The following is a 23,424-nucleotide window of genomic DNA, read 5'->3' on the forward strand; positions in this document are numbered from 1 at the left end:
CGGTAAGGCGAAGGATGGACTGAGTTGCCTAATTTTTACGGTAATATCTTTGTTATACCGGGCTTAAACAGTATTTGAATACTTTCAACCTTTAGTACGTAACTAAATCAAATACCGACATCTCGATTTAAGAGGTTGTCGGTATTTTTAGTGTCTTGTTTTCCACCAACTACTGGCATAGACTTAATCTCAAGCTAAATCAGTATCAGGAGGATATTCATATGACAGTTGAAGAATTTTGGCAACAGTTTAAAAACAGTCATCCAGAGGTCACGACCAACGACTATGACGCCTATGCTTTCGTTGACGCCGATGCGCTGGCCCATTTGGTCAAAATCGGTCGCAAGACGGCCACCACTTCCGCTCTGGACCTCTACGACGAAAACGATGCTCGGCCCCAAGTTGGCGAATACAGTATCATTTTAGACAGTCAGAACCAGCCCGTGTGCGTGACCCAGACCAAAGTCGTCGAGACCATCCCGTTCGACCAAGTCTCCGCCGAACACGCCTACCACGAAGGCGAAGGCGACCGCACCCTGGCCTACTGGCGAGACGTGCACCGCAGAGTTTTCAGCTCATTTTATCAGCAATGCAACCGCGAATTTAACGAACAGATTTCCTGTCTCTGTGAAGTCTTTGAGCGCGTTGACTAACTAAGGAGAATTATAATGACAGTTGAAGAATTTTGGCAACATTTTAAGGCGACCCACCCCGAAGTCACCACGGATCACTACGACGCTTACGGCATGGGGAGCACGGACGCTTTCGCCGACCAATTAGCGTTACTCATCAAAAGGGGCCAGAAAACGGCGACGACCTCGGCCAAAGACCTCTACACACCGGAGGAAGCTTTCCCATTTGTTGGCGAATACAACGTCATTCTCGACGGTAGCAATCACCCAGTCTGCGTGACCCAGACCAAAGTCGTCGAGACCATCCCCTTCGACCAAGTCTCCGCCGAGCACGCCTACCACGAGGGTGAAGGCGACCGCACTCTTGCTTACTGGCGAGACGTGCACCGCAAAGTTTTCAGCTCATTTTATCAGCAATGCCACCGCGAATTTAACGAACAGATTCCCTGTCTCTGTGAAGTCTTTGAGCGCGTTGACTAACTAAAAAGGGACTTGTTTAACTGCCAAATTAATGACGGTTAAACAAGTCCCTTTGAGTTACAAATTTAGTTAAAATCAGATTTAGCACCCAAGGATTTCGGTACTGCTATCCAGTCGCAGGCGGACGGGCACAGAACCCTGTGTCGGTAGTCTAAGACCGAGCGAACTTCTCGGCCTTAGACTACGGGTCGAGCTTTGAGACTCGCTCTTGGAGGCTCAAAGTCGCCCTGAAGACCGTACTTTGTCTTCAGGTCTACCCCACAGGGTGGCGTGGTCGTCCGCCGAAGACGACCACGGAAACGCGACCGACTAAACCTTGGTCTTGCGGCCGTCGCGGAGAAGGGCGGCAAAGATCCACCCCACAACCGCCACCGCCAAAAACGTCGCAAAGACCGAGCGGTAACCGGCCAAATTGGCCACGGTCGCAGACTCGACCTTCACGTGACTGGCCGTAACGGCGGCTAAAATCAGCGTGGCGACCGCAACCCCGGTCGAACCCAGAATTTGCCGAACGGTCGTGATCACCGCCGTCCCGTGCGAGATCAGTTGGTCGGGTAACGAGTTGGCCCCCAACGTGACGGCTGGCATCATGACGAAGGCATTGCCCCCTTCGATCAGGGCCGCAATCAGGACCATGGCGATCAAAGACTGCTTCCCACTGACCAGCGTCAACCATAACCAGCCGAGTACAATCATCGACATCCCGGTCAACATGGTCGCCTTGAACCCAATTTTGTCGGCCAATTTACCAGTCAACGGGTTCAGCAAGCTCAAGACCACCGCGCCGGGAACCAGTGCCATCCCAGAAGCGAACGGCGAGATGCCCAACACTTCTTGATAGTACAGTGGGAAAACAATGGTGACCACGATCAAGGCGATGTAAGACGTCCCGGTCAAAAGAACGGCCAGGTCGAAATTAAACGTCTTTAGGACCCGTAAGTCCAGTAGTGGCGTTTCCACCTGAAACTGCCGCCAAACGAAGAACACGACCGCCAACAGACTAACGACCAACAAGCCACCCATGGCCCCCCAGTTGACCGCGGCCTTACCAATTTGATTGACCACGTACAGAATGCCGATGAAGCCTAAACTGCTGAGAACGGACCAGTAGTCCAAATGTGCCTTGTGTTGGGGCATCACGTCTTTAATCGTTTTCAGTGAGATCACGAAGACGACCGTAATGATCAGCATGAAGACTACAAACAGACCCTGCCACGTGGTGTATTTTAGAACAATTCCAGAAATAATTGGACCGACCGCTAACGCCGACCCCATGACCAGACCGGCAAAGCCCATCACACTTCCCCGCTGGGCTTCCGGCGTGATCCGCAGCATGACCGTTTGATACGAAGGAAACATGATGCCGACCGCCATGGCTTCCATGACCCGCCCCAACATCATCAACGGAAAGCTGGTCGCCAAGTAAATAATGAAGGTACCGACGTCAAATAACGCGAGCACGCTAATAAATAATACCGGAATGCGAATGTTATTGAGCAGCCACGGACTGACTGGCATCATGACCACCATGACCAGCATGAAGCCCGTCGTCAACCACTGAACGGTCGACGCGGGGATGTTGAAGTAATGCATCAAGGTCGGGTACGCCGTCGACAGCGATGATTGGCTGATCGACATGGTAAAGGTCCCGGCGAGTAACGTCCAAATAAAGGCCAGGTGACTGTAAGGCCGCCCGTTTAAATCAATTGCTTCCTGCATGAAATTCCCACTCCCTTATGCCTACTTTAGAAACATTATTAACTGGAACCTATTCTAGTCCTTTTCGGAAGTCCTGTAAAATGATTGGGCCGTTATCGCCTTATGCAATCAAGTTACTTCTCTGTAAATCTCTGGTACAATGGTACTAATTGGCAGTTGGTAACCTTACCAACCCAGCGGACTACGCAAGGAATTGAGGGTAAAACATGGATTTAGTCGCATATTTAACGGATGAAATCAATTTTCTAAAGGAACAAATGGAACGGGCCGAGGAAGAAAAGGACAACGCCATGCATTTCTTGTGTGACGCACGCATCACCGAAGCCAAACGAATCTTAGACCAAGTCAACGACGGTAAGATCACCAGTCTAAAGGCTTAGCAACTCGGGCGCTGTGGAGCAAATCTGCGGGGCCTATTCTATTACAACTGGCAATAGCTGTCTTGACACACAAACTGACGGACACTGTCTGAATTGGTTCAAGCCCCGTGACGACCTAGTTCAGATATGGTCGGCGTGATCTACTACCGATTGTAAGCGGCACAGTCAGCACAATATCCAAGCAAAAATCTAACATTCACAACTAACACCAAAGCCATTGGCGACATGCCAGTGAAAAACGTTATGTGGCCAAGTCGGCGGCTGGTGGGTACGGAACCCCGTGGAAGTTCTCTTAGACCGGATGATTTTCCCGGCCTTAGAGAACTGGCCAACTTTGAGACTCGCTCCATGAGGCTCAAGGTTGCCCTGAAGACCGCTCTTTGGCTTCAGGTCTGCCTCACCGGGTGGAGTACCCACCAGCCGCCGACGCCCCCCACCAAACAATTTTTACCGAGGACGAGTCGCCGAAATGGCAGAATTGGTGTAAATTAGAAGAGTACGATAATTTTAGAGGAGGCAACACGTTGATTACACTTAAATCAGATCGTGAAATTGAAAAAATGGCTGCATCCGGTGCCGTTCTGGCCGGTGTGCACGTTGGCTTACGGGACATCATCAAGCCCGGTATCTCAACTTGGGAAATCGAACGCTTTGCCAACAAATACATTGCTGAACACGGCGCTACCCCATCCGAAAAAGGATTCGAAGGCTACAAATACGCTACTTGTGTCAGTGTTAACGATGAAGTGGCCCACGCCATTCCTCGTAAGGAATTGTTATTAAAGGAAGGCGACATTGTCGCTGTCGACATGACCGTCAACTTGGACGGCTTTGAAAGTGACTCTTGCTGGACTTACGCCGTTGGTAAGATCAGTCCAGAAGCCCAACATTTGATGGACGTCACCAAGAAGTCCCTCTACTTGGGAATCGATCAAGCCGTTGTTGGCAACCGGATCGGTGACATTGGTCACGCCATCCAAGCCTACACTGAAGGCCAAGAACACATGGGCGATGTCCGTGAATTGATCGGCCATGGGATTCAACCCACCATGCACGAACAACCAAACGTGCCGAACTACGGTGAAGCGGGTCGCGGCCTGCGTTTGCGTGCCGGCATGACCATCACCATCGAACCCATGATCAACCTGGGGACTTGGGAAATCGCTTCACGGGAAACCGACGACAAGTCTTGGGAATACTACGTCACGGCTGACGGGTCACTGTCCGCACAATACGAGCACACCTTGGTCATCACCGACGATGGTCCCAAGATCTTAACGTCACAAGATCCCGACATCGACGCTAAATACTTACTCTAATCTAGGAGGGTCTGCGCATGGCACTGACGAATCATACCCCGGAGGACAAGGTCCAACAGATTTTTGACCACATTGCCCCCCAATATGACCAAATGAACAGCGTGATCAGCTTGGGCACACACCGCATCTGGCGAAAAAAAGTGATGCAGACCATGACCATCAAACCGGGCGACTTTGCCCTGGACTTGTGCTGTGGCACGGGTGACTGGACGTTGGCTTTGGCTGACGCCGTTGGTCCCGCAGGTCACGTGGTCGGCCTGGACTTTAGCCCGGTCATGTTGACCCAGGCCACAGCGAAGGTCCGCGTAGCAAACCGTGAAGACCGCGTCACGCTGCGTCAGGGAGACGCCATGCACCTGCCCTACCCAGACAACAGCTTTAACGTGGTGACGATTGGCTTTGGCCTGCGCAACGTTCCGGACGCCAACCAGGTTCTCCGGGAAATGGCGCGCGTCGTCAAGCCTGGCGGCCAGGTGGTCTGCTTGGAAACATCGCAACCGACGAATCCGATTGTGCATGCCGGCTGGCAGCTATACTTTGGTCATGTGGTTCCATTGATGGGCCGCGTGGTGGCGCACCATTACCAGGCCTACAACTACCTGCAGCAGTCCACGCACCGCTTCGTATCGGTCGACGAACTGGCCACGATGTTTCGCAAGGCTGGTCTCGCCAAGGTCCACTACACCCAGTTCAATCTCGGGGCAGCGGCCGTCCACTTTGGAACCAAACCTTACTAATTAAATCCTAAATAGCAGGAGTTCCCACTCCGCAACTCATCAGTTGCGGGATGGGAACTCTTTTTAATGACAATTTAAGGCCGGTCTAGCACACCTACTTCGACGCAGAAGACCGTGACAATCAGCCTGCCACTACCTCCACGTACTCATTCACAATGCCCATTTACAAAATATAATTAAAAATATCTGCCCCCTATTTTACAGATGTATATTGAACTTTATTCACAAGAAGCATACAATAAAGCTGTAGCTGTAAGCGCTATCATAGCTATTTATTTCTTTCCCTTTCGCATTTAAAGGAGGCAATTTTTATGAGCACACGTGACATAGCAAACGTCTTGTGGTTCAATGAATTACATCGTGAGGATGTTAGCCTAGTTGGTGGTAAGTCTTCTTCATTAGGAGAAATGACTTCTTCAATGGATCTACCAGTCCCTTATGGGTTCGCGACTACGGCAAGTGCATACCGATACTTTATGCAAGCAACTGGATTGAATGACAAAGTTAGCACATTACTTAATGGCATTAAGGACTACGAGAACTCAGACGAACTGCACCAAGCATGTACGCAGATTCGTGATCTGATCGTTGGCGCCAAGATGCCAGATGATTTGGCCGCTGATATTAAAAAAGCTTACGCCGATTTATCAGAAAAAATGGGTCAAGAAAATCCTTTCGTGGCGATTCGTTCTTCTGCCACGGCCGAAGACTTGCCGGATGCCTCATTCGCAGGTCAACAGGAATCCTATCTAAATATTAAAGGCGCAGATGATGTAGTTGACCGTGTTCAAAGATGCTACTCATCACTATTTACTGACCGTGCCACCTACTACCGTTACAAGCAACAATTCCCATATGAAAAAGTAGCTTTGTCGGCAGCTGTTCAAATGATGGTCTTCTCCAAGGCTTCAGGGATCATGTTCTCAGTCGATGTTTCCAACGGTGATGACTCCAAGATCGTGATCGATGGGATTCGTGGTTTGGGTGAATATATTGTTTTAGGCAAAGTCACCCCTAACCACTTTGTCATTGATAAGAAATCCTTGAAGATCGTTGACAGGAACGTGGTTAAACAAACCATTCAGTTAATGCGTGGTCCTGACGGCGGGACTGTCGAAGAAGCGGTTCCTGAAGAGTTACAGGACAAACAAGTCATTACGGATGAACAAGTCACCGAGTTGGCCGGCTATGCTAGGAAGATCGAAGAGCACTACGGCTGCTACATGGATATGGAATACGCGCTGGACGTTAACACCAACCGCCTTTGGATCGTGCAAGCTCGTCCAGAAACCTTCTGGTCACAAAAGAAAAAGGAAAATGGTTCCGATACCGACACTGATACTGGAGATGATAACGTGGTTGCAGAATCAGATGCTAAAGCTGTTGTTCGTGGTTTGCCAGCCAGCCCTGGTGTTGCTAGTGGTGTTGTTCACGTCATCGACGACCCTAAGGATATCGATCAATTTAAGAAGGGCGAAATCCTGGTAACGTTAATGACTTCTCCTGACTGGGTTCCAGCCATGAAGAAGGCCGCTGCCATTGTGACGAATAATGGTGGGATGACTTGTCACGCTGCCATTGTCTCTCGTGAAATGCAGATTCCATGTATCGTTGGGACTGGGAGCAAGGGTAACGCCGCAACCGATGCCATGAAAGACGGCGATATCGTCACCGTTGATGCTAAGAACGGGATCGTCTACAACGGTAAAGTTGAAGCGCTGCTTAAGAAGCCGGGTGCCGAGAACCAAGCTGGCGGACAAGTCGTTGCGGCAGAAACCTTTGCCCCAACTGCAACCGGTGTCATGATGAACTTAGGTGACCCTGATCTGGCCGACAAGTATTCAACCCTGCCAGCAGATGGTATTGGGCTGATGCGTGAAGAGTTCATCTGGACCTCATTTATTCACGAACACCCACTGTACTTGATCGAACAAGGTCATCCAGAAAAAGTTGTCGACATGCTGGCCGAAGGTGTATCTAAGGTTGCTCGGGCAATGGCCCCTCGCCCCGTTGTTCTTCGTCTTTCCGACTTCAAGTCCAGCGAATACCGTAACCTTAAGGGTGGCGAAAAGTATGAACCGAACGAACCAGCCGACTTATTAGGTTGGCGTGGAGCTTCTCGTTACTACGATCCGAAATATATCGAAGCCTTCAAGCTCGAATTGGAAGCCGTTAAGAAGGTCCGCAACGACTTTGGCCTGAAGAACTTGAACGTGATGATTCCGTTCGTTCGTAAAGTTGAGGAAGCCCAAAAGATCACCGAGATCATGAAGGAACAAGGATTAGTTAGAAATGCCGACTTCAAGGTCTACATGATGGCTGAAATTCCTTCAAACATTATCTTGGCTGACAAATTCAATGAATTCGTCGATGGTTACTCCATTGGCTCCAATGACTTAACCATGTTGCTGCTCGGCTGTGACCGGAACAACGATACCGTGTCACCACTGTTTGACGAACGTAATCTTGCCGTTAAACGGGCTATCCGGCACCTGATCAAGACTGCCCACAAGGATGGCCGGACCGTTTCCATCTGTGGCCAAGCACCTTCAGAATTCCCAGACTTCACTAACTTCTTGATTCAAAGCGGGATCGACTACGTCTCTGTTAACCCAGACATGGTCAAAGAAACCAAGCGTAACGTTGCCCACTTCGAACAAAGAATTATGTTGGACAAGGCGACGGGGAATGGGTTACAAGACCCAACCGATTATGAATGGTAATCTAAAAACCTTCTCTTAGACGATTCACTAGAGAACTAGAAAAGCTCGGACCATTTCCATGGCCACGAGCTTTTTTGGTTCTTTTCGATTAACGTTACTAAAGGTTGAAAGTATCCAAATAATGTTTAAGCCCGATATAACAAGGATGTTACCGTGAAAATTAGGCAACTTAGTCCATCCTTCGCCTTACCGGCCGCCAGATATGGGCTGGAACGGTGCGGACACAACTTGAAGCCTCGCAAGTGCCGAGTCTTCAAGCTTGGTCTTCTGCTAAGTCGACGGGAGATCACCGTCAACTAAGCAGAACGACGCGCCTGAGCCCATATCTGGCGGCCTCTCGGCTTACACAGCGACTTTCTGTCGACTAGGAAGATGAGCGTAAAATCGTTATCAGTTGAACCAAAGATATTGAGTCCGCAAGATTCTCAGCAGTTGTTGTAATAGAACACAACCTGAGCCGGAGGAGGTCAGGGATGCAGCCAGCCGTGGTAATGGTCTAGGCTGGCGTCCTTGCTAGCCTAGACCATGGGCGACTTTTAAGACGCGCGTTTTTCGCGGCTTAAAAGCGAGCGAGAAGACTGGTGTTCTCCCAGTCTGAAGCGTCCTCACAGCAGGCGGAATCCCTGGCAGCCGTAGTGCGACCAATTTAATCTAATGGCAAGTATCCCCCACTAGCCGTCTGTAATTTATATTATTTTTCAATTCAAACATTCCACAAACCGTTCATGGGCGTTGCCATTAGGCCAAAGAAAAGGCCTCAATTTGCCGCAATAATTTCTGGTTATCATTTAACCGTGCAAAGGCCGCCGCATCCTGTAGATCCTGCCGAATGGCGGCGGGATCAGCGTGCTGATCTCGTCGGTTAGTTGCTCGTTGGTAGAGAATGCGCGCTAGATAGTAGGTCACATGGTATTGCGCACAGACCTTAACGCCGTATGTCAGCAGGTCGTTGCTGGTTTCCAAGTCATTGATCTTGCCATAGAAGCACCCGGTATAGTAGACGACGTTCAAAGCCCGCCAAACGTTATGCCGGTTCTTAAAGCTCAGCTCCCGTGCTTCACCAGCCACCTTGTTGAAGTAAAACGTTGCACGGTCATCATCGCCATGATTGCTATAGGCGATTCCCATCCCCGTGTAAGCCAGCGTCGAATACATCGAGTGGTGCCCTTCGTCAAAACGGTTTAAAATTTGTGAAAAATCATAGAGGGCATCCGCAATCGTCCCACCATTGAGCGCGGTCAGATAACCGCGGATAAAGTAAAAGCGCATTTGAAAGTTGACGGTCCCGTTCGTCGGGTCCCCCAGCTGTTGCAAGCTATCTTTAACTTGGTCGTACTCCCCCTGTAACAATTGAAACTCTGCTTGTTCCAGCGCTTTTGAGCGTACAGAATCCTCATCATGATTCAATGGGAAGAGATCGTTTAAGGTCAGTTCCAACCGGTCACAGAGTTGCAGTAAAATTTTTAACGACGGCACCTTGCCGTTTCGTTCGAATTTGCTCAAGGTCGCCTGCGTACAGATTCCCCGGGCCAGCTGGTCCTGCGACAGATGGAGTCGCTTTCGCGTTTCGATAAAGATATCAACATTCATTTAAATTAGCCATCCCTTAACCATTATGCGCCTATTATAACAATCCAAACGACTGACGACTAGTCCTGCCAGCCATGATTTTCGCGATCCCAGTCGCGCTTCCGACTGCCGGAGACAAATGGGTTGCCCGCCACCGTGTAGCGCAGCGGACGATCCTGCCAACTGCCGGCGCTCACCCCCACACGAGAGGTCGCCGCAATATGTCTGGGCCGCCGCGTGATATTAGGGGTAATCGTCAATTTATTCTCGCCCAACATCGTTCGGTTCAAGTCCTTGGACTGAATCCCCAACGCCGCCATCAGCTTCCCCGGGCCATTGGTCACGTCCGGAATGGGCTTGTCGCGATTCTGCTGCATGAGGTCCAACCCCTGATGCGGTTCGATGCCGCGAATCAGGATTCCTTGCGGCGTGCCTTCCAGTTGGGTCGCCACGTCGAACATGTAGTATCCCCGTAAAATATAAATGTAAATCGTCCCCGGCGCATCATACAGGGCTGCGTTGGCCGCCGTATACCGCCCATTAAACGCATGGGCTGCCGTGTCCTGTTCGCCAAGATAGGCCTCGGCCTCAACGATCCACCCGCTCATGATGCCCGCTGGCGTGTCGTAAACCAACTCGTGGCCCAATAGTTCCTGAGCAATTTGTTCAGTTGGTCGACCCGTATAGAAATCGCCAATTGTCTTCTGCATGATAAAACTCCCCTCTGAAACGGCTATGCTAAAATGGACCCATGGAGATGATCTTTTATGGCAATCAAATGCGAACGAATTTACACGAAACCCGCTGATCTCAACGGTTATCGTGTTCTAGTCGACCGCTTATGGCCCCGTGGGATTTCTAAAGTCAACGCGCAACTCGCCACGTGGGAAAAAGAGATTGGTCCCTCGACCGACCTCCGCAAATGGTTTAATCACGAACCCGAAAAGTTTCCGGAGTTTCAACAACGCTACCTGGCCGAATTACAGGCTAATCCGGCCCTCTCAGACTTCTTAGACCTGCTGGCGGGCCAGTTACCCGACCAAGACGTTATCTTGCTCTACGGCGCTAAGGACGAGACCCACAACCAAGCTGTCGTCTTAAAGGATTTTCTGCTTAAACGACTGGCAGACCGAGTACCCGCTGAACGGCTGCAAGACTGAGATCGTCCGTTTTTGCCAACATCGCGTCTGCACCGGGTAACGGCTTAACATTGATACCAATCGTCAGGCAACCGGCAGCCGTGGCTGCTTGCACACCAGTCACGGTATCCTCTAAGGCCACACACCGTTGCGGGGCTTGATCGATCAACTTAGCGGCCGCGAGATAGACATCTGGCGCCGGCTTACTGGCGCGCAGGTCTTCGGCCGCAACAATCTTGGTGAAGACATGGCTTAATCCCAGTCGGGCAATTTCGGCTGGCGCGTTCGTCGAAGCTGAGGCAAGTGCCACCGGATAGTCAGTGGCCAGCAGCTCGTTGAGAAAAGCGGTGATCCCGGGTAACCGGTTTGCCGGCGTCATTTGTGCGACAAACTGGCGGTATAACTCGTTTTCATGGTCAGTAATGGCTAACAATTGCTCTTCACTGAACTCATTTTGGCGATCCACGGAAGATAGAATCGTTATGAGCGAGTCGTGACGGCTCATGCCAGGCAGCACGCGCGTTAATTCGGCCGTCCAAGGGACCCGCAGCTCGGCCGCAATCGCCTGCCAAGATGCCAAATGGTACTGCCACGAGTCCGCAATGACCCCATGAAGATCGAATAAAAATCCTCGAATTGGGCTAGTTTGCATCGTCAACTCCCCCTTACCGTGACCGTTTTAGTAAGGTATATTATACACCAAAAGGGTTCCCGCCTAACTAGCGAGAACCCCTTTTGTTTAGCGAATCACAATAACTGAAACGTCAGACTTTTTGGCCAGCCGCAACCCGATGGCGCCGGGATGACCATGGCTAGCAAAATCAACGTCGGCCCCACAGACAACTAAGTCCGGTTGAAAGTCCGGAATAATCTTCTGTAAAACCACGTCGTCCACATCGCCACCTTCGGCAATAATGGACCGCACATCGTTGACACCAAAGGCCTGGGCCTTCGCTGCGTACTCTTGAACAATGTTTCGCAAGTGGTCACGTTTTTCATTTAATTTCGTAGGCATTAGTGATTCATAGATACTAATGTCATCACTCTCCAGGACGGACGCAATGCCCAGGTGCGCCTGATAATCGCGCGCCATAGTCAGTGCAAAGCGAAACGCCCGACTGGTTGATGGCCGGTCGTCCTCATCGATGGTAATCAAAATTCGCCGGAAAAACAGCGGATTGGTCGCTTCGTCGTTGGTACTTTCATCTGCCATAAATATAATTCCCTCCAATGGATGATTCGGCTTCATTGTATCATAACTAAACTAAAAATCGTACTGTAAGTGAGTAAGTAGATTGATGGTAATTGGTCGCACTGCGGCTGCCAGGGATTCCACCTGCTACGGGGAACGCCTCCAGCCTGTGGTACGGGCTTCCGGCTCGCCTGAAAGCCACGAAAACCACGTGTCTCTCAGGTCGTCCCACGATGTAAGCCGGGAAAGAACCCCGGCTTACATCGTCGACACAGCAGGCTCCATCCCTGTCCTCCTCCGGCTTCGATTGCAATCTGACTGCTGAATCCAGTTGAGTCCTCGAATGCTTGTGTACAGTGGTCAGTTACCTACGCATTTTTTCACTGTCATATGACATGAAAAATTATAATTTAACCTTAACCATGGCAATAAATCCAATGGCTATAACGACTATATTACTGGCATTAGCATGAGCTTAATTAGAATTGAAGGTCACTGTTTCTAAATCAATCTGACAGTTAAAATCAGTCAGAGCCGGAGGAGGCCAGAGGTGTAGCCAGCCGTGGTAATGGCGTTGGCTGGCATCTTTGCTAGCCTACACCATAGGCGACTTTGAAGACACACGGTTTTAGTGTGGCTTCAAATCGAGCGAGAAGCCCGCTCCACAGGCTGAAGCGTCCCCACAGCAGGTGGAACCTCTGGCAGCCACAGTGCGACCAATTTCAACCAGTCCTAAACCAGTCCCGAAAGACAACAGTACCCGCAACCGATAACGACTGCGGGTACTGGTTTTATTTGATTTAATTAATTACCGTGCGTGGTCTGGGGACAAGATCATTGGCCCGCGAACGGCACGTGGCAATTCGACCGTGATGCGGCGAATAACCACGGGCTGTGGTACCACAACGGGTGCTGGCTTTGGCTTGGCTGCTAACATGTGCCAAATGGAATGTAGCAACAAGATGCAGACAAACATCAATGGGAACCCCGCAATCGTCGAAACCGTTTGAACGGTCTTGAAGCCACCGACCATCACGATCCCGAAGGAGAAGATGATGAAGACAACGACCCAGATCATCCGGTTCCAGCGACTAGGTTCTTCGCCATCATCCAAGTTAAGACTGGTAAATGATGAGACGATGAAGGCGGAAGACGAAATCGTCGTCGCCAAGAAGATGAAGCAGGAGATACAGTACAAGGCTAAGATGATCATCTTAAATGGCAACGTCGCAATCACCGTGGCAACCACGGCAGCTTGACCCTGTGTATTTAAGATGTGGACCAAGTTAACGGCCCCGGTCCGTTGCAGCCACAAGGAGTAACCCCCAAAGATGGCGTAGAAACTCATGCAACCTAAGGCCCCGTACGTTAACATCCCGACTAAGACCTGACGAATTGTCCGGCCCTTAGAGATGCGGGCAATAAACAGCCCCATCACTGGCATGTAGGACAACCACCAGCCCCAGTAGAAAATCGTTTCCTGCTGAGCGGTAGTGTCCCCACCGTTAGGCAAGGTGTTGGTCGACATGGCGATAAATTTCTGCGCCATCAGGCCAATACTGTTCGTTTCAGAATTTAAAATGTAAACTGTTGGTCCGATAATTAAAATAATAGCCAATAATCCTAGCGCCGTCCAAATATGAGCGGAACTTAAGCGGTTGATCCCACCGTTCAGGCCATGGAAGACCGTGACGGCAAACAGGATAAACAGAATGATAAAGAGTTCAATTTTTAGCATTAAATTATCTTGAACACCGGTAAGCCGGCTGAGGACTTTGGAGATAATCGGAATTTCCATCCCAACAGATGACCCGATACCGCCCATGATGCCGAAGACGACCAGGAAGTCAACCACGTGACGGGCAACGACTTTTCCCTTGCTATCGCCTTGAAGACTAGTGATGGCGGCGCTGACCCGTTGGACCTTACCATGCTTGACGTACAAGACGTAAGCAATCGCAATCGTGGCCGGCGCAAACATCATCCACGCCATTGGCCCCCAGTTGAATTGGCCCAACATGTGAGCGGCACTGTACGCATTGCTGGAGAATGGCTTGAAGCCAAACGCCGGATGCTGCAAGTACCGTAACGGATCAACGATCGACAGCATTAGGATGCTGGCATCGATAGCCGTTGCGAACACCATGCTCCCCCACTGAAAGTTGCTGTAGTGAGGCTTGTCATCGGGATCGCCCAATTTGACTTTCCCAAACTTACCAAATGCCAAATACATAAAAAATAAAAAGTTGACCACGTACACCATCATATATGCCCATGACATGCGAGTATCAATCCAGTTCAATATTGAACTTAGTGTGGCTTGCAGTTGACTCCCACCTAAGATAAATAGCAATGACGCGAGAATAAATAAAACGATGGTTGGCACGAATACTAACTTATCAATATTTTTACGCGCTAAAATAAATAATCCTCCTCATTTGTTTCCTGAAAGCCAGGCTTCCAGCGGATGATGTCCGGTGAGATTGTACGAAAAAAGCGCTGTAGCTGGGGTCGTCATGCGAGCCACCTGTACAGCGCTTAAACGTTAAATACAAATTGCCTTTGTCAATCTCTCTGAAACGATATCCAAAGTCTATTATACGCGGTCAAATTAATTAGTAAAATCTTGCGGATGGATAAGTTTTTTCTGCTGGAAATAAAGCGGTTACACAGCCGATAGCCATAGTAATCTAAGAATATGATTAGAATTTAGACCTTGGGCCGTTTGACCCTACTTTTTCAACTTATCTGGCCATTGTTCGCGGGCCTGCTGATCACCGTCAGCGCTGTTGTCGATCTGCTTGATAATCCGTGCTGGATTGCCGGCAATCACGACGTCATCACCGAAAGATTTAGTAACCACGGAGCCGGCACCGACGACCACGTTATTTCCCAGGGTGACCCCGGGTAAAATGGTCACGCGGCCACCTAACCAGGCGTTATCGCCGATGGTAATTGGCGCGCCCATTTCAACATCGTTGTTCCGCGCCATCGCGTTCAACGGATGAACCGGCGTGTACAGGCCAATGTTCGGGCCAAAATAGCAGTGTTCCCCAATCGTGATTGGGCAGGTGTCCAGGAAGGTCATATCGTAGTTACCATAGAAATGGTCCCCGATATGAATATTCCAGCCATAGTCAAACATGAAGCTGGCCTCGACGAAGAAGTCATCCCCCGTGTCCGCAATCAATTCCTTGTAAGCGGCGTTACGCTGCTTGTTGTCGTCCAACTGATTGGCTGCCTTGAGTTGCTTCCGTGCTAAAACGCGGCGGTCGATCAGTTCCTTATCGAATTGTTCGTAGGGCTGACCGGCTGTCATTTTTTCCCGTTCTGTTGCCATATCATCAATCACTCCTCTTGCCCTCATGATACCACACTGCTTAAACCGGACTGTTGCTACATCCATTTGCGCTGCGACGGCAAAGAATCCCGCCTAACATCGTCGACACAGCTGGCTACATCCCTGGCCGCCTCCGACTCTGATTGGTTATAGCACCTCATTTACTTAGTCATTAGTCCACACCAAGAAAGCAAGTAAGTGTATTAACTATTCAACATAAAAAGACAGTTCATACTTTCTTTCCAAACTAAAAAAGGTCGCGACCATTCTCAGTCACAACCTCCGTTTTAATTTCCAATATATGTCTCGCTAGCTTTCAGCTGACGTGGGCCGCGTTGGCATGGTTTGTTCCCGTAGAATCCAGGTAATGCCGTATGCATCAACGATTTGCCCCATCTTGCCACCAGTTACCTTGGAGAAGGGACTGATGACCTTGACGTCCGACTTAACCAGTCGTTGGTAAAGCGCATCGAGTGCTTTAACACTGGCACTATCATCTTCGTCCACGGCAAGCATCAATGAAATCAGCGTCGATGATGTCGGCTGACCCATTAAAGCATCTGCACATTGAACATCTAAGCCCAAGATACGAAAGCCACCATTCATGGTCATCTGGTCCAGATCCACTGTTGGTTCCAACCCAAACTGCTCGACCTCCGTGGCTGTTGGGCTAACCCGATAAACATCGGTCGCACCAAAGACACTTTGATAATAGGCAATGGCCTCTTTGGCATTTTCAAACTCCAAATATGGAATTAATTTTGCTTGCATGATTCGGTACCCCATTTACTTACTATTTTTTAAGATGTGTTTGGCTAGCCCCTAGCTGACGGGTACTAGTCCCCCCAATTAGCTGACCCACAGGTAAAATCTAGGTCTCATTATACCCTTAATTATCACCGAACGGTAGGTTTCGCAGACTCTGGGCGATATCTGCCACTGATTGCTCCGTATCCGCCTGATGTTTCATTTCTGGCGTACTAGCTGGCGTCGAAGCCTGTGTTGGCGCGGGTTTGACCGTCTTTACTGGCCGACTAGCGTCCTGATGCATGCCGTCCATTGTTTCATTCAGTAAATGGTCGACAAAGACGTTCCCTTGATTGGTCGCATGGCCTTTCGTCCACTGATAGGTTAAGTGGCTAAATTGTGGCAATAACCGATCGACATCCTGCCAGAGTTCCGCGTTAACTAGCGGCCCGGCACTACGTTTCCAGCCGCGGCGTTTCCACCCCGCCAGCCAACCTTTGGTGATAGCATTCAAGACATACTGCGAGTCCAAAACGAATTGGATTCCCGTCTGTGTTTGTCCTAAATCCACCAAACGTTGCAACGCGTTACGAAAAGCCATAATTTCCATGCGATTATTGGTCGCCCCAAACTCACCAGCGGATCCGGTCACAGCCTGATCTGGCAACTCAATCCGGTACGCCCACGCGGCCTTGTCGACCGACCGCACGTGACCACCGGCAACGTTACCGGTGTTGCGTGAGCCACCATCTGTATAAACCGTGATGGTTGGCACAACGGTGGTTGTCTGCGTGCTTGTCCCAGTCGCTGATTTTTGCGCTGGCTTCGACGTGCTAGTCGCTTTAGCCGTCATGAATGCCTTCGCGCCTGCCTCCGTCGTAAAACTTTTGTACTGTGCACCTGAAAAGCCACTAACTTGTTTTTGTGTTTCCGGCCAAGTCCGGTAGATTCCCGGTTGCCGGCCCCGCCGAACTGCGTAGTATTTCTGTGCCAAATGTATCCCCGCTTTCGAACTAATGTATGCTAGTTTACCATACTTTATCCTGGTGCTGGTCATATCCGCCATTACCACATTTGTGTACCCGTTACCATCCCAATTCCCCCTAGATAAACTTTTTTCGGTAGTTGACCGTCAGAACCGCAAAATTGCCTAAATTTTAAAGGGTAAATTGTTTCCATAACTTTTAGATTATGCTAACCTAGTAAGTGTGAATACTGGCCGGAGACTGTCATTTTCACTTATTTTTTCAATCTTTGAGGGGGTTTTTTATGAAGAATCCGATTCGTGCAACCATTATTTCCGTCGACCAAGCCCGTGCTATGTTGAAAGACCAGCACGAACAACGCGACGAACGTTTTCCACAACTCGCCATCTCCGGTCAATACATCTTACCAGACTACCGGTTAACCCGTAAGCGTGAAGCTTTCAAAATTCGGAAACATACTTTTTTAAAGCGCCACTTCCGGTCTTACGTCGCCTTTGACTCCGACAACGGCCAAACGCTGTGGATCCACAATTTCCCTAGCCTGTCTGAAGCGTGCTTCTGGTTAAACACCGGCTTAAAACCCGGCGACACCGATTCCACCAAGTCTTATCAGGATTGGAAAGGCGAACACGCCGACGAAATTGAGGTCTTAAAGGATCAGCTCCGCGCGCAACACAAGGAAAAGAAACAACCCGCTGCGCCGAAGCCGTTAACCGTAGCCGCCGTCAAGAAAGCACATGCTAAAAAATAATTGACCAAATAAGCGCCCCGGTAAAATTCTACCGCAGCGCTTTTCGTTTGCTTAATTTTTACCTGAACAATTACAGATTCATGTGAACTTGCTTAGGGTCCGTCTTCACGATGGTCTTGCCATGGTGAATGGAGTAGAGCACTTCTGAACGTTGGTTCAAAGCGTTGTAGAAGTTATCGTTGTTCATGATCACCAAGTTGGCTGGCTTGCCGACTTCGATGCCGTAGTGGTCGGTCACATGCATGGCCTTAGCGCCGTGAGTTGTGACGAATTGATATGAATTCATGATGTCATCGTAGCCCATCATTTGGGTCACGTGAATCCCCATGTGAAGGGAATCTAACATGTTGCCATCGCCCATTGGGTACCAAGGGTCTTTAATGTCGTCTTCACCAAAGGCAACGTTCACCCCGGCAGCATTCAATTCCTTGACCCGGGTCAAGCCCCGACGCTTAGGATAAGTATCGAAACGGCCGCCCAAGTGGGTATTGATCAGTGGGTTAGAAATCATGTTGATGTGGGACATCTGCAGCAAACGCATCAGCTTGTAGGCGTAAGCGTTGTTGTATGACCCCATCGCCGTGGTATGGCTGGCCGTGACCTGATCGCCCAGACCGGTTTCTAAGGCCAACGTGGCCAGCGTTTCCAGTCCACGAGAAGCAGGATCGTCGATTTCGTCACAGTGCGCATCAACGAGTTTTCCATACTTCTGTGCCAATTCAACGGCGAAGTGGAGTGATTCCACGCTGTATTCGCGGGTGAATTCGAAATGAGGAATGGCCCCGATAACGTCGACGCCCAGCTTAGCCGCCTGTTCCATCAGTTCTTTACCATGAGGGAAGGATAAGATTCCTTCTTGAGGGAACGCAACCAATTGGAGTTCAATAAAGTCTTTGACTTCATCCCGAACCTCAATCAAAGCCTTAAGCGCCGTCAAGCTAGGATCGGTAACGTCCACGTGCGACCGAACGAATTGAATACCGTTAGCTGCTTGACGTTCCAAAGCCATCCGTGCCCGCGTCTTAACGTCTTCGATGCTCAACGTCTTCTTCCGTTCGGACCAGATCCGAATCCCGTCAAATAACGTTCCTGATTGGTTCCATTCGGGGTCCCCGGCCGTCATGGTACTGTCCAAATGAACATGTGGATCAACGAATGGCGGGATGATCAGTTTGTTCTGAGCATCGATCACCTCTTCGTTATCTTGGGGCGTTAAATGGTCGGCAATGGCTGTAAATTTGCCATCCTCGATTCGAATATCTTGTGGTTGCTTGGCGTTTTCAATACGTCCTTGTTGAATTAACATGCGTACTTTCCTCCTGGTCGATTTAACGAACATTTTCAATAAAAACCGGAGATTGTCAATCCCAGCAGTAACAGCGTGCTATCAGTGATTATTCCAATCGTAGCGGCAATCGCAACCACCGTTGTTGGTATCAGACACCACCATGGCCCCCGGCGTGCAGAACGAACAATCCCTATTAAGCTTATCACAGTTAGTGCTAATCCGAACGTTAAAGTCAGTGGTTCGTTGGGAAAGTAACGATACAACGTGCCCACCGACCCCATCACAGCGACCCAGCTGGCGATAATTCCGATAACACACCAACTCAATGGCCGGACAACTTCTGTTCTCATGGCAACTTTCCCCCTCTGAAATGGCTGTACGATTGGCAACCTTGTGATACCGTCGCCTTACCGGCCGGCAGATATGGGCTGGAGCGGTGCGGGCACAACTTGAAGCCTCGAAAAAGCCGAGTCTTCAAGCTTGGCCTTCTGCTAAGCCGGCCAGGATCGCCGACTAAGCAGAACGACGCGCCTGAGTCCATATCTGCCGGCCTCTCGGCTTACCTTGTAGTTCTGTGGTCATGTGAGATAATGACTATGAATTCGCTATTTCATCAACTATGAGCACAAGAGTTGAGTAAATCTCAACGTGCGAGTGACAGTGCATAGTTGGCATTAGGCGTCATTTGGAACAAACCTTACTATAATCGCTAGTACTGATTAGGAGTCCTAACAATTATGATACATAGGTCATCTCAATTCATTCACCAACACCGCTAATCCCTTATCCCGCATGGCTTAAGGGCGCAAGTTAGTATAACGAAATTTATACCCGTTATCGTTGGCCTTTGCCTAGTCACTTATGCTATGCTGAGGCTATTCTAAAGTTAAAGCGGAGGTTCGATGAATCATGGTTGTTAATTCTTATCCACAAGCCCTCACCATTGCCGGGTCCGATAGCGATGGCAGTGCCGGTATGCAGGCCGATTTACACACCTTTTTCGCCCGCAAAGTTTACGGGGCGTCCGTTATTACCGCTTGCGTGGCCGGCAACTCTTACGGTATTCACGCCAGCGTTCCCATGCCCACCGATTTCATTGATCAAGAATTTGCGGACCTTGCCGCTGACTACCATATTCGGGCAGCCAAGACGGGGATGCTCGCTGACTCGGAACTGATCAACGATGTCGTAAAAAACTATCAAAAAGCGGACTTTGGACCGCTAGTCGTTGATCCCGTCATCATGACTAAGCACGGCAATCAGCTCTTGGAAGAGAGTGCGTTCAACACGCTACGTACCGCGCTACTCCCATTAGCCACTGTCCTCACCCCAAACTTTTACGAGTCCGAAAAAATTGCGGAAATGGACATTACGTCCGCCGCTGATATGGTTAAGGCCGCGCACAAAATGCAACAGATGGGTGCCAAGAACATCATTGCCAAAGGGAGCCACGCCGAGACCGATCAGACCGAGGTCCGCGACTTTGTCCTACTCGAATCCGGTGAGGAGTTCTGGTTAAGCGAACCTTACCACCAAACTGACCGGGTCAACGGTACTGGTGACTCACTTTCGGCATGTATCACAGCTGAATTAGCTAAGGGAACGCCCATGAAACGGGCTATTGAAATTGCCAAGCAGTTCGTCAACACGGCAATCGGCAGCCCCATTGAAGTCGGCCACAAGTTCGGCCCCGTCAATCACTGGGCGGCTCAGGACCGCGATTATTAAAAATTTCCATCAGAGGTGTTGTGGCGAAAGTTACAGCGCCTTTTTACTTAGACTCACCAGCGGTCAGGCCGCCAAGTACGCCCGTCGACCTCGCCTTGTAATTGGTCATTACGCCGATCTTGTTCGGCGACCAACTTATCTAATGCCAGCCAAAACGCCCGGTCGGTGAACTGGGCCTGTTGGCTGGCCAACGTTTCAATTTGAGTGTGTAACCATTCCGCTTGCTCAGTCATCTTCCTGCTCCTTAATCATGGCCAACGTATCGGCCAACGCTTCGATATCGTCCTTTTGTTGCTCAAATTCCGCTTGAATCAGCCGGCCAGTCGCCTGCTGTTCCGGTGGCAGCTGATCGATCATCGCGGGCAATTTATGGGTGAACCAGGCTTGGCGCTGTTCTAAACTATCCGGCTGAGGTTGCGTGAGATAACGCTGGTAGTCCACGACCAGTTGTAATTTTTCCGGCTCTTCAAGGTAGCCGAACTGATAAATGGGAAAGGTCGGTAGCCAGCGCATGTGTGCCCGCGCAGCCACAGCGGCTAGCGGTGACAAGGCCGCATCCAGTGTGAGGCCCTCGGCGCCACCCCGCTGAAAAGCCTTTTCGGGCATTCCCGTGGTCACGACGATTCCCAGCTCCTTATCGGCCAGTGGAAAACGGTGGTCACCATACACAAACGTTCGGGTCAGCACATCATCTTCCCACTGCTTTAGGCCAGCGGGCGCGGCGTACCAATACAAAGGAAATTGTAAAATAATCCGGTCGGCCTGCCGCAACTGGTCTTGTTCCCGCGCCACATCGAAGCTTTCCTGACTTTCCAAATGTTCCCAAGTCACATCTTGCTTCGGCAAACTAGCCTTCAAAAATTGTTGGCTAGTCGAATCAGCTAATTGCGGATGCGAAACTAATACTAGGGTCTTCATGCCCCGCTCAACTCCTTCGTCGTTTTTATCTTGCATTTACTGTATCACAAAATCTGCGAAAGCTTGAAGGTAAAGTCTGGTTAACGCTAATTGGGTAATCGGCGCACCGCCGCAGTCGACCAATCAACTTTCGGTGGTAACGACTGCTGGTCGTCTGACCACTTTCACAGTCATATCGCCAGGCTTAAATTTGATTTATCATCTGAAAACCAAATTGCTTGTGTTATTAGATAATCCAGTTTACTATTGGTGTAAATTAAACAGGTGGTGAGTCTTGTGAGTGAAAAAGTATTTAACAAAACAGAATTAGCGAAGTTTAACGGTCAAGACGGTCAATCGGCTTACGTTGCGGTTGCTGGCGTTGTGTACGATGTTACTGGCGTTGAAGCCTGGGCCGGTGGCAAACACCACGGTAACCTAGCTGGTCAAGAATTGACTAGTGTTATCGACGGCCAATCTCCTCACGGTCGCAAGGTCTTAAAGAAGCTCCCCGTTGTCGGCCAGTACGAAGACTAACTAAACGATTAAACAAAAGACGATTCAGAATCGATTTATCTCGATTTTGAACCGTCTTTTTTGATCCGACAAATAAAAAGCGCCAAGAGTCTTCACCCTAGCGCCTGCACGTTTACTCGATTCAATTGATGTCGCAAGAGAGATTCGAACCCTCGACCTACGGTTTAGAAGACCGTTGCTCTATCCAGCTGAGCTATTGCGACCTAATATGGTCTGATAACCAACAACCTCTTAATTATAGAGAAGCCAATGCGTCGTGTCAATTCCAGATATTACGGGAGTGGTTAGTTGACGCACCCCCTGCTTTCAGCTAGAGTTGGGCTAAACTACAGGGGGTGCGTTTCTCATGACCTACATTCACATTGGAGCTGAAATTGTTGTCTTCTTTGCGGCCATCACTTTGATCTATTACTTCTTCCAAATCACCCAGGCCCTAGGCGAGCGGAAACAAAATATTAAATATCTAATTATCGCCGCCGTTGTTCTCTTTATTGCCTATCCCGTCTCCAATCTGTCCGGTAAAGCGACCGTTAGTCCCACCAATCAGATTTCTGATCAGGTTCGTAAGGCACAGAAAAAGCATAAGGAAAAACAAGAATCGGCGAAAAAAGCTTCTTCTAAACAACAGGAAAAGGCCTCAACCAAGAACCAGTGATCTCGTAGTCAACGACCATTTCTTCTCCCCAAGAAACATTCAGTTGCCTAACTTCAAAGAAGGCCCGGTCATTGCACCAACCGAAAGCAATATTTAATCACTTTCACCCTTCAGCTCATCAACCAATCAGCCACCAAATGTTACGATACTCTGAAGAATTATTTTTTTCAGGCAGAAGGCTTGCAATATTCCTGTAACATTACGATAATATAACTGTAACCTAAAGTTGATGGGGGGAATTTCTATGCATGCTGTTATTGCTATTTTACTAATTATTGTGATTGCCGCACTAAGTCAATTGTACCTGAACAATCGGGCTGCTTTTCGCCAAAAGAGCAAACATCTCGCCAATCGCGACAAATTCCACAACGATTCTGATCGTCGATTAAGCTAATCTATCTCTATCTCAGCGCTCGGATGCGACCGAACGCTTTTTTATTTGTAGACTAAAGGTTGAAAGCTCTAAAATACCAGTCATGCCCGTTCTAGCAACAACTGTGGGACTAAAACTAGGCAACCTGGTAGGGACCCTTCGCCTTACCGGCCGGCAGATATGGGCTGGAACGGTGCGAACGCAACTTGAAGCCTCGAAAGAACCGAGTCTA

General features: G+C 49.6%; 25 protein-coding genes and 1 tRNA gene. 12 read left to right on the forward strand and 14 right to left on the reverse strand.

What is annotated here, in order from left to right:
* The first annotated feature begins 221 nt into the window (after nt 1-221).
* Nucleotides 222-653 (forward strand): ASCH domain-containing protein, encoded by a 432-nt coding sequence (locus JUF10_RS13345; RefSeq protein ID WP_203643095.1) that lies wholly within the window; start codon nt 222-224, stop codon nt 651-653.
* Nucleotides 654-668: 15 nt separating this feature from the next.
* Complete coding sequence (locus tag JUF10_RS13350) at nt 669-1,112, forward strand: ASCH domain-containing protein (RefSeq protein ID WP_203643097.1); 444 nt, start codon at nt 669-671, stop codon at nt 1,110-1,112.
* Between the two features lie 309 nt (nt 1,113-1,421).
* Here the strand turns inward: JUF10_RS13350 and JUF10_RS13355 are convergent, their stop codons facing one another.
* On the reverse strand, nt 1,422-2,831 hold the full coding sequence (locus JUF10_RS13355) for an MFS transporter (RefSeq protein WP_203643099.1): 1,410 nt from the start codon (nt 2,829-2,831) through the stop codon (nt 1,422-1,424).
* A 206-nt stretch (nt 2,832-3,037) separates the two neighbouring features.
* Between JUF10_RS13355 and JUF10_RS13360 the strand changes: the two genes are divergently transcribed.
* From JUF10_RS13360 to ppsA, 4 genes are all read left to right on the forward strand, one after another.
* Nucleotides 3,038-3,211 (forward strand): hypothetical protein, encoded by a 174-nt coding sequence (locus JUF10_RS13360; protein ID WP_203643101.1) that lies wholly within the window; start codon nt 3,038-3,040, stop codon nt 3,209-3,211.
* A gap of 524 nt (nt 3,212-3,735) precedes the next feature.
* Nucleotides 3,736-4,530 carry a type I methionyl aminopeptidase gene (gene map, locus JUF10_RS13365; protein ID WP_143461449.1) on the forward strand — a complete coding sequence of 265 codons (795 nt, stop codon included), beginning with the start codon at nt 3,736-3,738 and terminating at the stop codon, nt 4,528-4,530.
* A 17-nt stretch (nt 4,531-4,547) separates the two neighbouring features.
* Entirely contained in the window at nt 4,548-5,267 is a 720-nt protein-coding gene (locus tag JUF10_RS13370; protein WP_203643103.1) for a demethylmenaquinone methyltransferase, read from the forward strand.
* A 311-nt stretch (nt 5,268-5,578) separates the two neighbouring features.
* On the forward strand, nt 5,579-7,990 hold the full coding sequence (gene ppsA / locus JUF10_RS13375; protein ID WP_203643105.1) for a phosphoenolpyruvate synthase: 2,412 nt from the start codon (nt 5,579-5,581) through the stop codon (nt 7,988-7,990).
* A gap of 738 nt (nt 7,991-8,728) precedes the next feature.
* Here ppsA and JUF10_RS13380 read toward each other — a convergent pair.
* Together JUF10_RS13380 and JUF10_RS13385 are read right to left on the reverse strand one after the other, a co-directional pair.
* Nucleotides 8,729-9,580: a helix-turn-helix transcriptional regulator gene (locus JUF10_RS13380; RefSeq protein WP_203643107.1), complete on the reverse strand. Its 852-nt coding sequence runs from the start codon at nt 9,578-9,580 to the stop codon at nt 8,729-8,731.
* A gap of 59 nt (nt 9,581-9,639) precedes the next feature.
* Nucleotides 9,640-10,269, reverse strand: coding sequence for a DNA-3-methyladenine glycosylase (locus tag JUF10_RS13385; protein ID WP_203643109.1), 630 nt, complete (start codon nt 10,267-10,269; stop codon nt 9,640-9,642).
* 57 nt (nt 10,270-10,326) lie between these two features.
* Here JUF10_RS13385 and JUF10_RS13390 point away from each other — a divergent pair, with 57 nt between their 5' ends.
* The gene (locus tag JUF10_RS13390; protein ID WP_203643111.1) at nt 10,327-10,719 is read left to right on the forward strand and encodes a DUF488 domain-containing protein; all 393 of its coding nucleotides are present in this window, start codon (nt 10,327-10,329) and stop codon (nt 10,717-10,719) included.
* Here the strand turns inward: JUF10_RS13390 and JUF10_RS13395 are convergent.
* The 6 genes from JUF10_RS13395 to JUF10_RS13420 form a co-directional block, all read right to left on the reverse strand.
* Nucleotides 10,673-11,350 (reverse strand): HAD-IA family hydrolase, encoded by a 678-nt coding sequence (locus tag JUF10_RS13395; protein WP_203643113.1) that lies wholly within the window; start codon nt 11,348-11,350, stop codon nt 10,673-10,675. The genes JUF10_RS13390 and JUF10_RS13395 overlap by 47 nt on opposite strands.
* A gap of 87 nt (nt 11,351-11,437) precedes the next feature.
* Nucleotides 11,438-11,911: a universal stress protein gene (locus JUF10_RS13400; protein WP_203643115.1), complete on the reverse strand. Its 474-nt coding sequence runs from the start codon at nt 11,909-11,911 to the stop codon at nt 11,438-11,440.
* 787 nt (nt 11,912-12,698) lie between these two features.
* Nucleotides 12,699-14,276, reverse strand: a complete 1,578-nt coding sequence (locus tag JUF10_RS13405) for a BCCT family transporter (RefSeq protein WP_203643117.1) — start codon at nt 14,274-14,276, stop codon at nt 12,699-12,701.
* A 345-nt stretch (nt 14,277-14,621) separates the two neighbouring features.
* Nucleotides 14,622-15,230, reverse strand: coding sequence for a sugar O-acetyltransferase (locus JUF10_RS13410; RefSeq protein WP_203643120.1), 609 nt, complete (start codon nt 15,228-15,230; stop codon nt 14,622-14,624).
* Between the two features lie 309 nt (nt 15,231-15,539).
* Entirely contained in the window at nt 15,540-16,001 is a 462-nt protein-coding gene (locus JUF10_RS13415) for a VOC family protein (RefSeq protein ID WP_203643123.1), read from the reverse strand.
* Nucleotides 16,002-16,119: 118 nt separating this feature from the next.
* The gene (locus JUF10_RS13420) at nt 16,120-16,971 is read right to left on the reverse strand and encodes a ribonuclease H family protein (protein WP_203643134.1); all 852 of its coding nucleotides are present in this window, start codon (nt 16,969-16,971) and stop codon (nt 16,120-16,122) included.
* A gap of 275 nt (nt 16,972-17,246) precedes the next feature.
* Here JUF10_RS13420 and JUF10_RS13425 point away from each other — a divergent pair, with 275 nt between their 5' ends.
* Nucleotides 17,247-17,714, forward strand: coding sequence for a hypothetical protein (locus JUF10_RS13425; protein ID WP_203643136.1), 468 nt, complete (start codon nt 17,247-17,249; stop codon nt 17,712-17,714).
* 70 nt (nt 17,715-17,784) lie between these two features.
* Here JUF10_RS13425 and codA read toward each other — a convergent pair whose 3' ends face one another.
* Both codA and JUF10_RS13435 read right to left on the reverse strand, forming a co-directional pair.
* Nucleotides 17,785-19,020 carry a cytosine deaminase gene (gene codA / locus JUF10_RS13430; protein WP_203643138.1) on the reverse strand — a complete coding sequence of 412 codons (1,236 nt, stop codon included), beginning with the start codon at nt 19,018-19,020 and terminating at the stop codon, nt 17,785-17,787.
* A gap of 35 nt (nt 19,021-19,055) precedes the next feature.
* On the reverse strand, nt 19,056-19,352 hold the full coding sequence (locus JUF10_RS13435; protein ID WP_203643140.1) for a hypothetical protein: 297 nt from the start codon (nt 19,350-19,352) through the stop codon (nt 19,056-19,058).
* Between the two features lie 559 nt (nt 19,353-19,911).
* On the opposite strand from JUF10_RS13435, the gene thiD reads away from it, so the two are divergent.
* Nucleotides 19,912-20,730, forward strand: coding sequence for a bifunctional hydroxymethylpyrimidine kinase/phosphomethylpyrimidine kinase (gene thiD, locus JUF10_RS13440; protein WP_203643145.1), 819 nt, complete (start codon nt 19,912-19,914; stop codon nt 20,728-20,730).
* 53 nt (nt 20,731-20,783) lie between these two features.
* Here the strand turns inward: thiD and JUF10_RS13445 are convergent, their stop codons facing one another.
* The gene (locus tag JUF10_RS13445) at nt 20,784-20,963 is read right to left on the reverse strand and encodes a hypothetical protein (protein ID WP_203643158.1); all 180 of its coding nucleotides are present in this window, start codon (nt 20,961-20,963) and stop codon (nt 20,784-20,786) included.
* The gene (locus JUF10_RS13450) at nt 20,956-21,648 is read right to left on the reverse strand and encodes an NAD(P)H-dependent oxidoreductase (RefSeq protein ID WP_203643162.1); all 693 of its coding nucleotides are present in this window, start codon (nt 21,646-21,648) and stop codon (nt 20,956-20,958) included. The genes JUF10_RS13445 and JUF10_RS13450 overlap by 8 nt, the downstream gene beginning before the upstream one ends.
* Nucleotides 21,649-21,924: 276 nt before the next feature.
* On the opposite strand from JUF10_RS13450, the gene JUF10_RS13455 reads away from it, so the two are divergent.
* The gene (locus JUF10_RS13455) at nt 21,925-22,164 is read left to right on the forward strand and encodes a cytochrome b5 domain-containing protein (RefSeq protein ID WP_203643164.1); all 240 of its coding nucleotides are present in this window, start codon (nt 21,925-21,927) and stop codon (nt 22,162-22,164) included.
* A gap of 129 nt (nt 22,165-22,293) precedes the next feature.
* Here the strand turns inward: JUF10_RS13455 and JUF10_RS13460 are convergent.
* Nucleotides 22,294-22,367 (reverse strand) — tRNA-Arg (locus JUF10_RS13460).
* Nucleotides 22,368-22,510: 143 nt separating this feature from the next.
* On the opposite strand from JUF10_RS13460, the gene JUF10_RS13465 reads away from it, so the two are divergent.
* Nucleotides 22,511-22,819, forward strand: a complete 309-nt coding sequence (locus JUF10_RS13465) for a hypothetical protein (RefSeq protein ID WP_203643167.1) — start codon at nt 22,511-22,513, stop codon at nt 22,817-22,819.
* Nucleotides 22,820-23,063: 244 nt separating this feature from the next.
* A complete protein-coding gene (locus JUF10_RS13470) occupies nt 23,064-23,213 on the forward strand; it encodes a hypothetical protein (protein ID WP_203643169.1) in 150 nt (49 codons plus the stop codon).
* Nucleotides 23,214-23,424 lie beyond the last annotated feature (211 nt).

This window comes from Levilactobacillus andaensis (assembly GCF_016861695.1).
In the GTDB taxonomy this organism is placed as follows: Bacteria; Bacillota; Bacilli; order Lactobacillales; family Lactobacillaceae; genus Levilactobacillus; species Levilactobacillus andaensis.

What these genes read in the sequence shown, in the direction of transcription:
- JUF10_RS13345 (WP_203643095.1), top strand. Translation starts at nt 222, where the DNA reads ATGACAGTTGAAGAATTTTGGCAACAGTTTAAAAACAGTCATCCAGAG.
- JUF10_RS13350 (WP_203643097.1), top strand. Translation starts at nt 669, where the DNA reads ATGACAGTTGAAGAATTTTGGCAACATTTTAAGGCGACCCACCCCGAA.
- JUF10_RS13355 (WP_203643099.1), bottom strand. Translation starts at nt 2,831, where the DNA reads ATGCAGGAAGCAATTGATTTAAACGGGCGGCCTTACAGTCACCTGGCC.
- JUF10_RS13360 (WP_203643101.1), top strand. Translation starts at nt 3,038, where the DNA reads ATGGATTTAGTCGCATATTTAACGGATGAAATCAATTTTCTAAAGGAA.
- JUF10_RS13370 (WP_203643103.1), top strand. Translation starts at nt 4,548, where the DNA reads ATGGCACTGACGAATCATACCCCGGAGGACAAGGTCCAACAGATTTTT.
- ppsA (WP_203643105.1), top strand. Translation starts at nt 5,579, where the DNA reads ATGAGCACACGTGACATAGCAAACGTCTTGTGGTTCAATGAATTACAT.
- JUF10_RS13380 (WP_203643107.1), bottom strand. Translation starts at nt 9,580, where the DNA reads ATGAATGTTGATATCTTTATCGAAACGCGAAAGCGACTCCATCTGTCG.
- JUF10_RS13385 (WP_203643109.1), bottom strand. Translation starts at nt 10,269, where the DNA reads ATGCAGAAGACAATTGGCGATTTCTATACGGGTCGACCAACTGAACAA.
- JUF10_RS13390 (WP_203643111.1), top strand. Translation starts at nt 10,327, where the DNA reads ATGGCAATCAAATGCGAACGAATTTACACGAAACCCGCTGATCTCAAC.
- JUF10_RS13395 (WP_203643113.1), bottom strand. Translation starts at nt 11,350, where the DNA reads ATGCAAACTAGCCCAATTCGAGGATTTTTATTCGATCTTCATGGGGTC.
- JUF10_RS13400 (WP_203643115.1), bottom strand. Translation starts at nt 11,911, where the DNA reads ATGGCAGATGAAAGTACCAACGACGAAGCGACCAATCCGCTGTTTTTC.
- JUF10_RS13410 (WP_203643120.1), bottom strand. Translation starts at nt 15,230, where the DNA reads ATGGCAACAGAACGGGAAAAAATGACAGCCGGTCAGCCCTACGAACAA.
- JUF10_RS13415 (WP_203643123.1), bottom strand. Translation starts at nt 16,001, where the DNA reads ATGCAAGCAAAATTAATTCCATATTTGGAGTTTGAAAATGCCAAAGAG.
- JUF10_RS13425 (WP_203643136.1), top strand. Translation starts at nt 17,247, where the DNA reads ATGAAGAATCCGATTCGTGCAACCATTATTTCCGTCGACCAAGCCCGT.
- codA (WP_203643138.1), bottom strand. Translation starts at nt 19,020, where the DNA reads ATGTTAATTCAACAAGGACGTATTGAAAACGCCAAGCAACCACAAGAT.
- JUF10_RS13435 (WP_203643140.1), bottom strand. Translation starts at nt 19,352, where the DNA reads ATGAGAACAGAAGTTGTCCGGCCATTGAGTTGGTGTGTTATCGGAATT.
- thiD (WP_203643145.1), top strand. Translation starts at nt 19,912, where the DNA reads ATGGTTGTTAATTCTTATCCACAAGCCCTCACCATTGCCGGGTCCGAT.
- JUF10_RS13445 (WP_203643158.1), bottom strand. Translation starts at nt 20,963, where the DNA reads ATGACTGAGCAAGCGGAATGGTTACACACTCAAATTGAAACGTTGGCC.
- JUF10_RS13450 (WP_203643162.1), bottom strand. Translation starts at nt 21,648, where the DNA reads ATGAAGACCCTAGTATTAGTTTCGCATCCGCAATTAGCTGATTCGACT.
- JUF10_RS13465 (WP_203643167.1), top strand. Translation starts at nt 22,511, where the DNA reads ATGACCTACATTCACATTGGAGCTGAAATTGTTGTCTTCTTTGCGGCC.
- JUF10_RS13470 (WP_203643169.1), top strand. Translation starts at nt 23,064, where the DNA reads ATGCATGCTGTTATTGCTATTTTACTAATTATTGTGATTGCCGCACTA.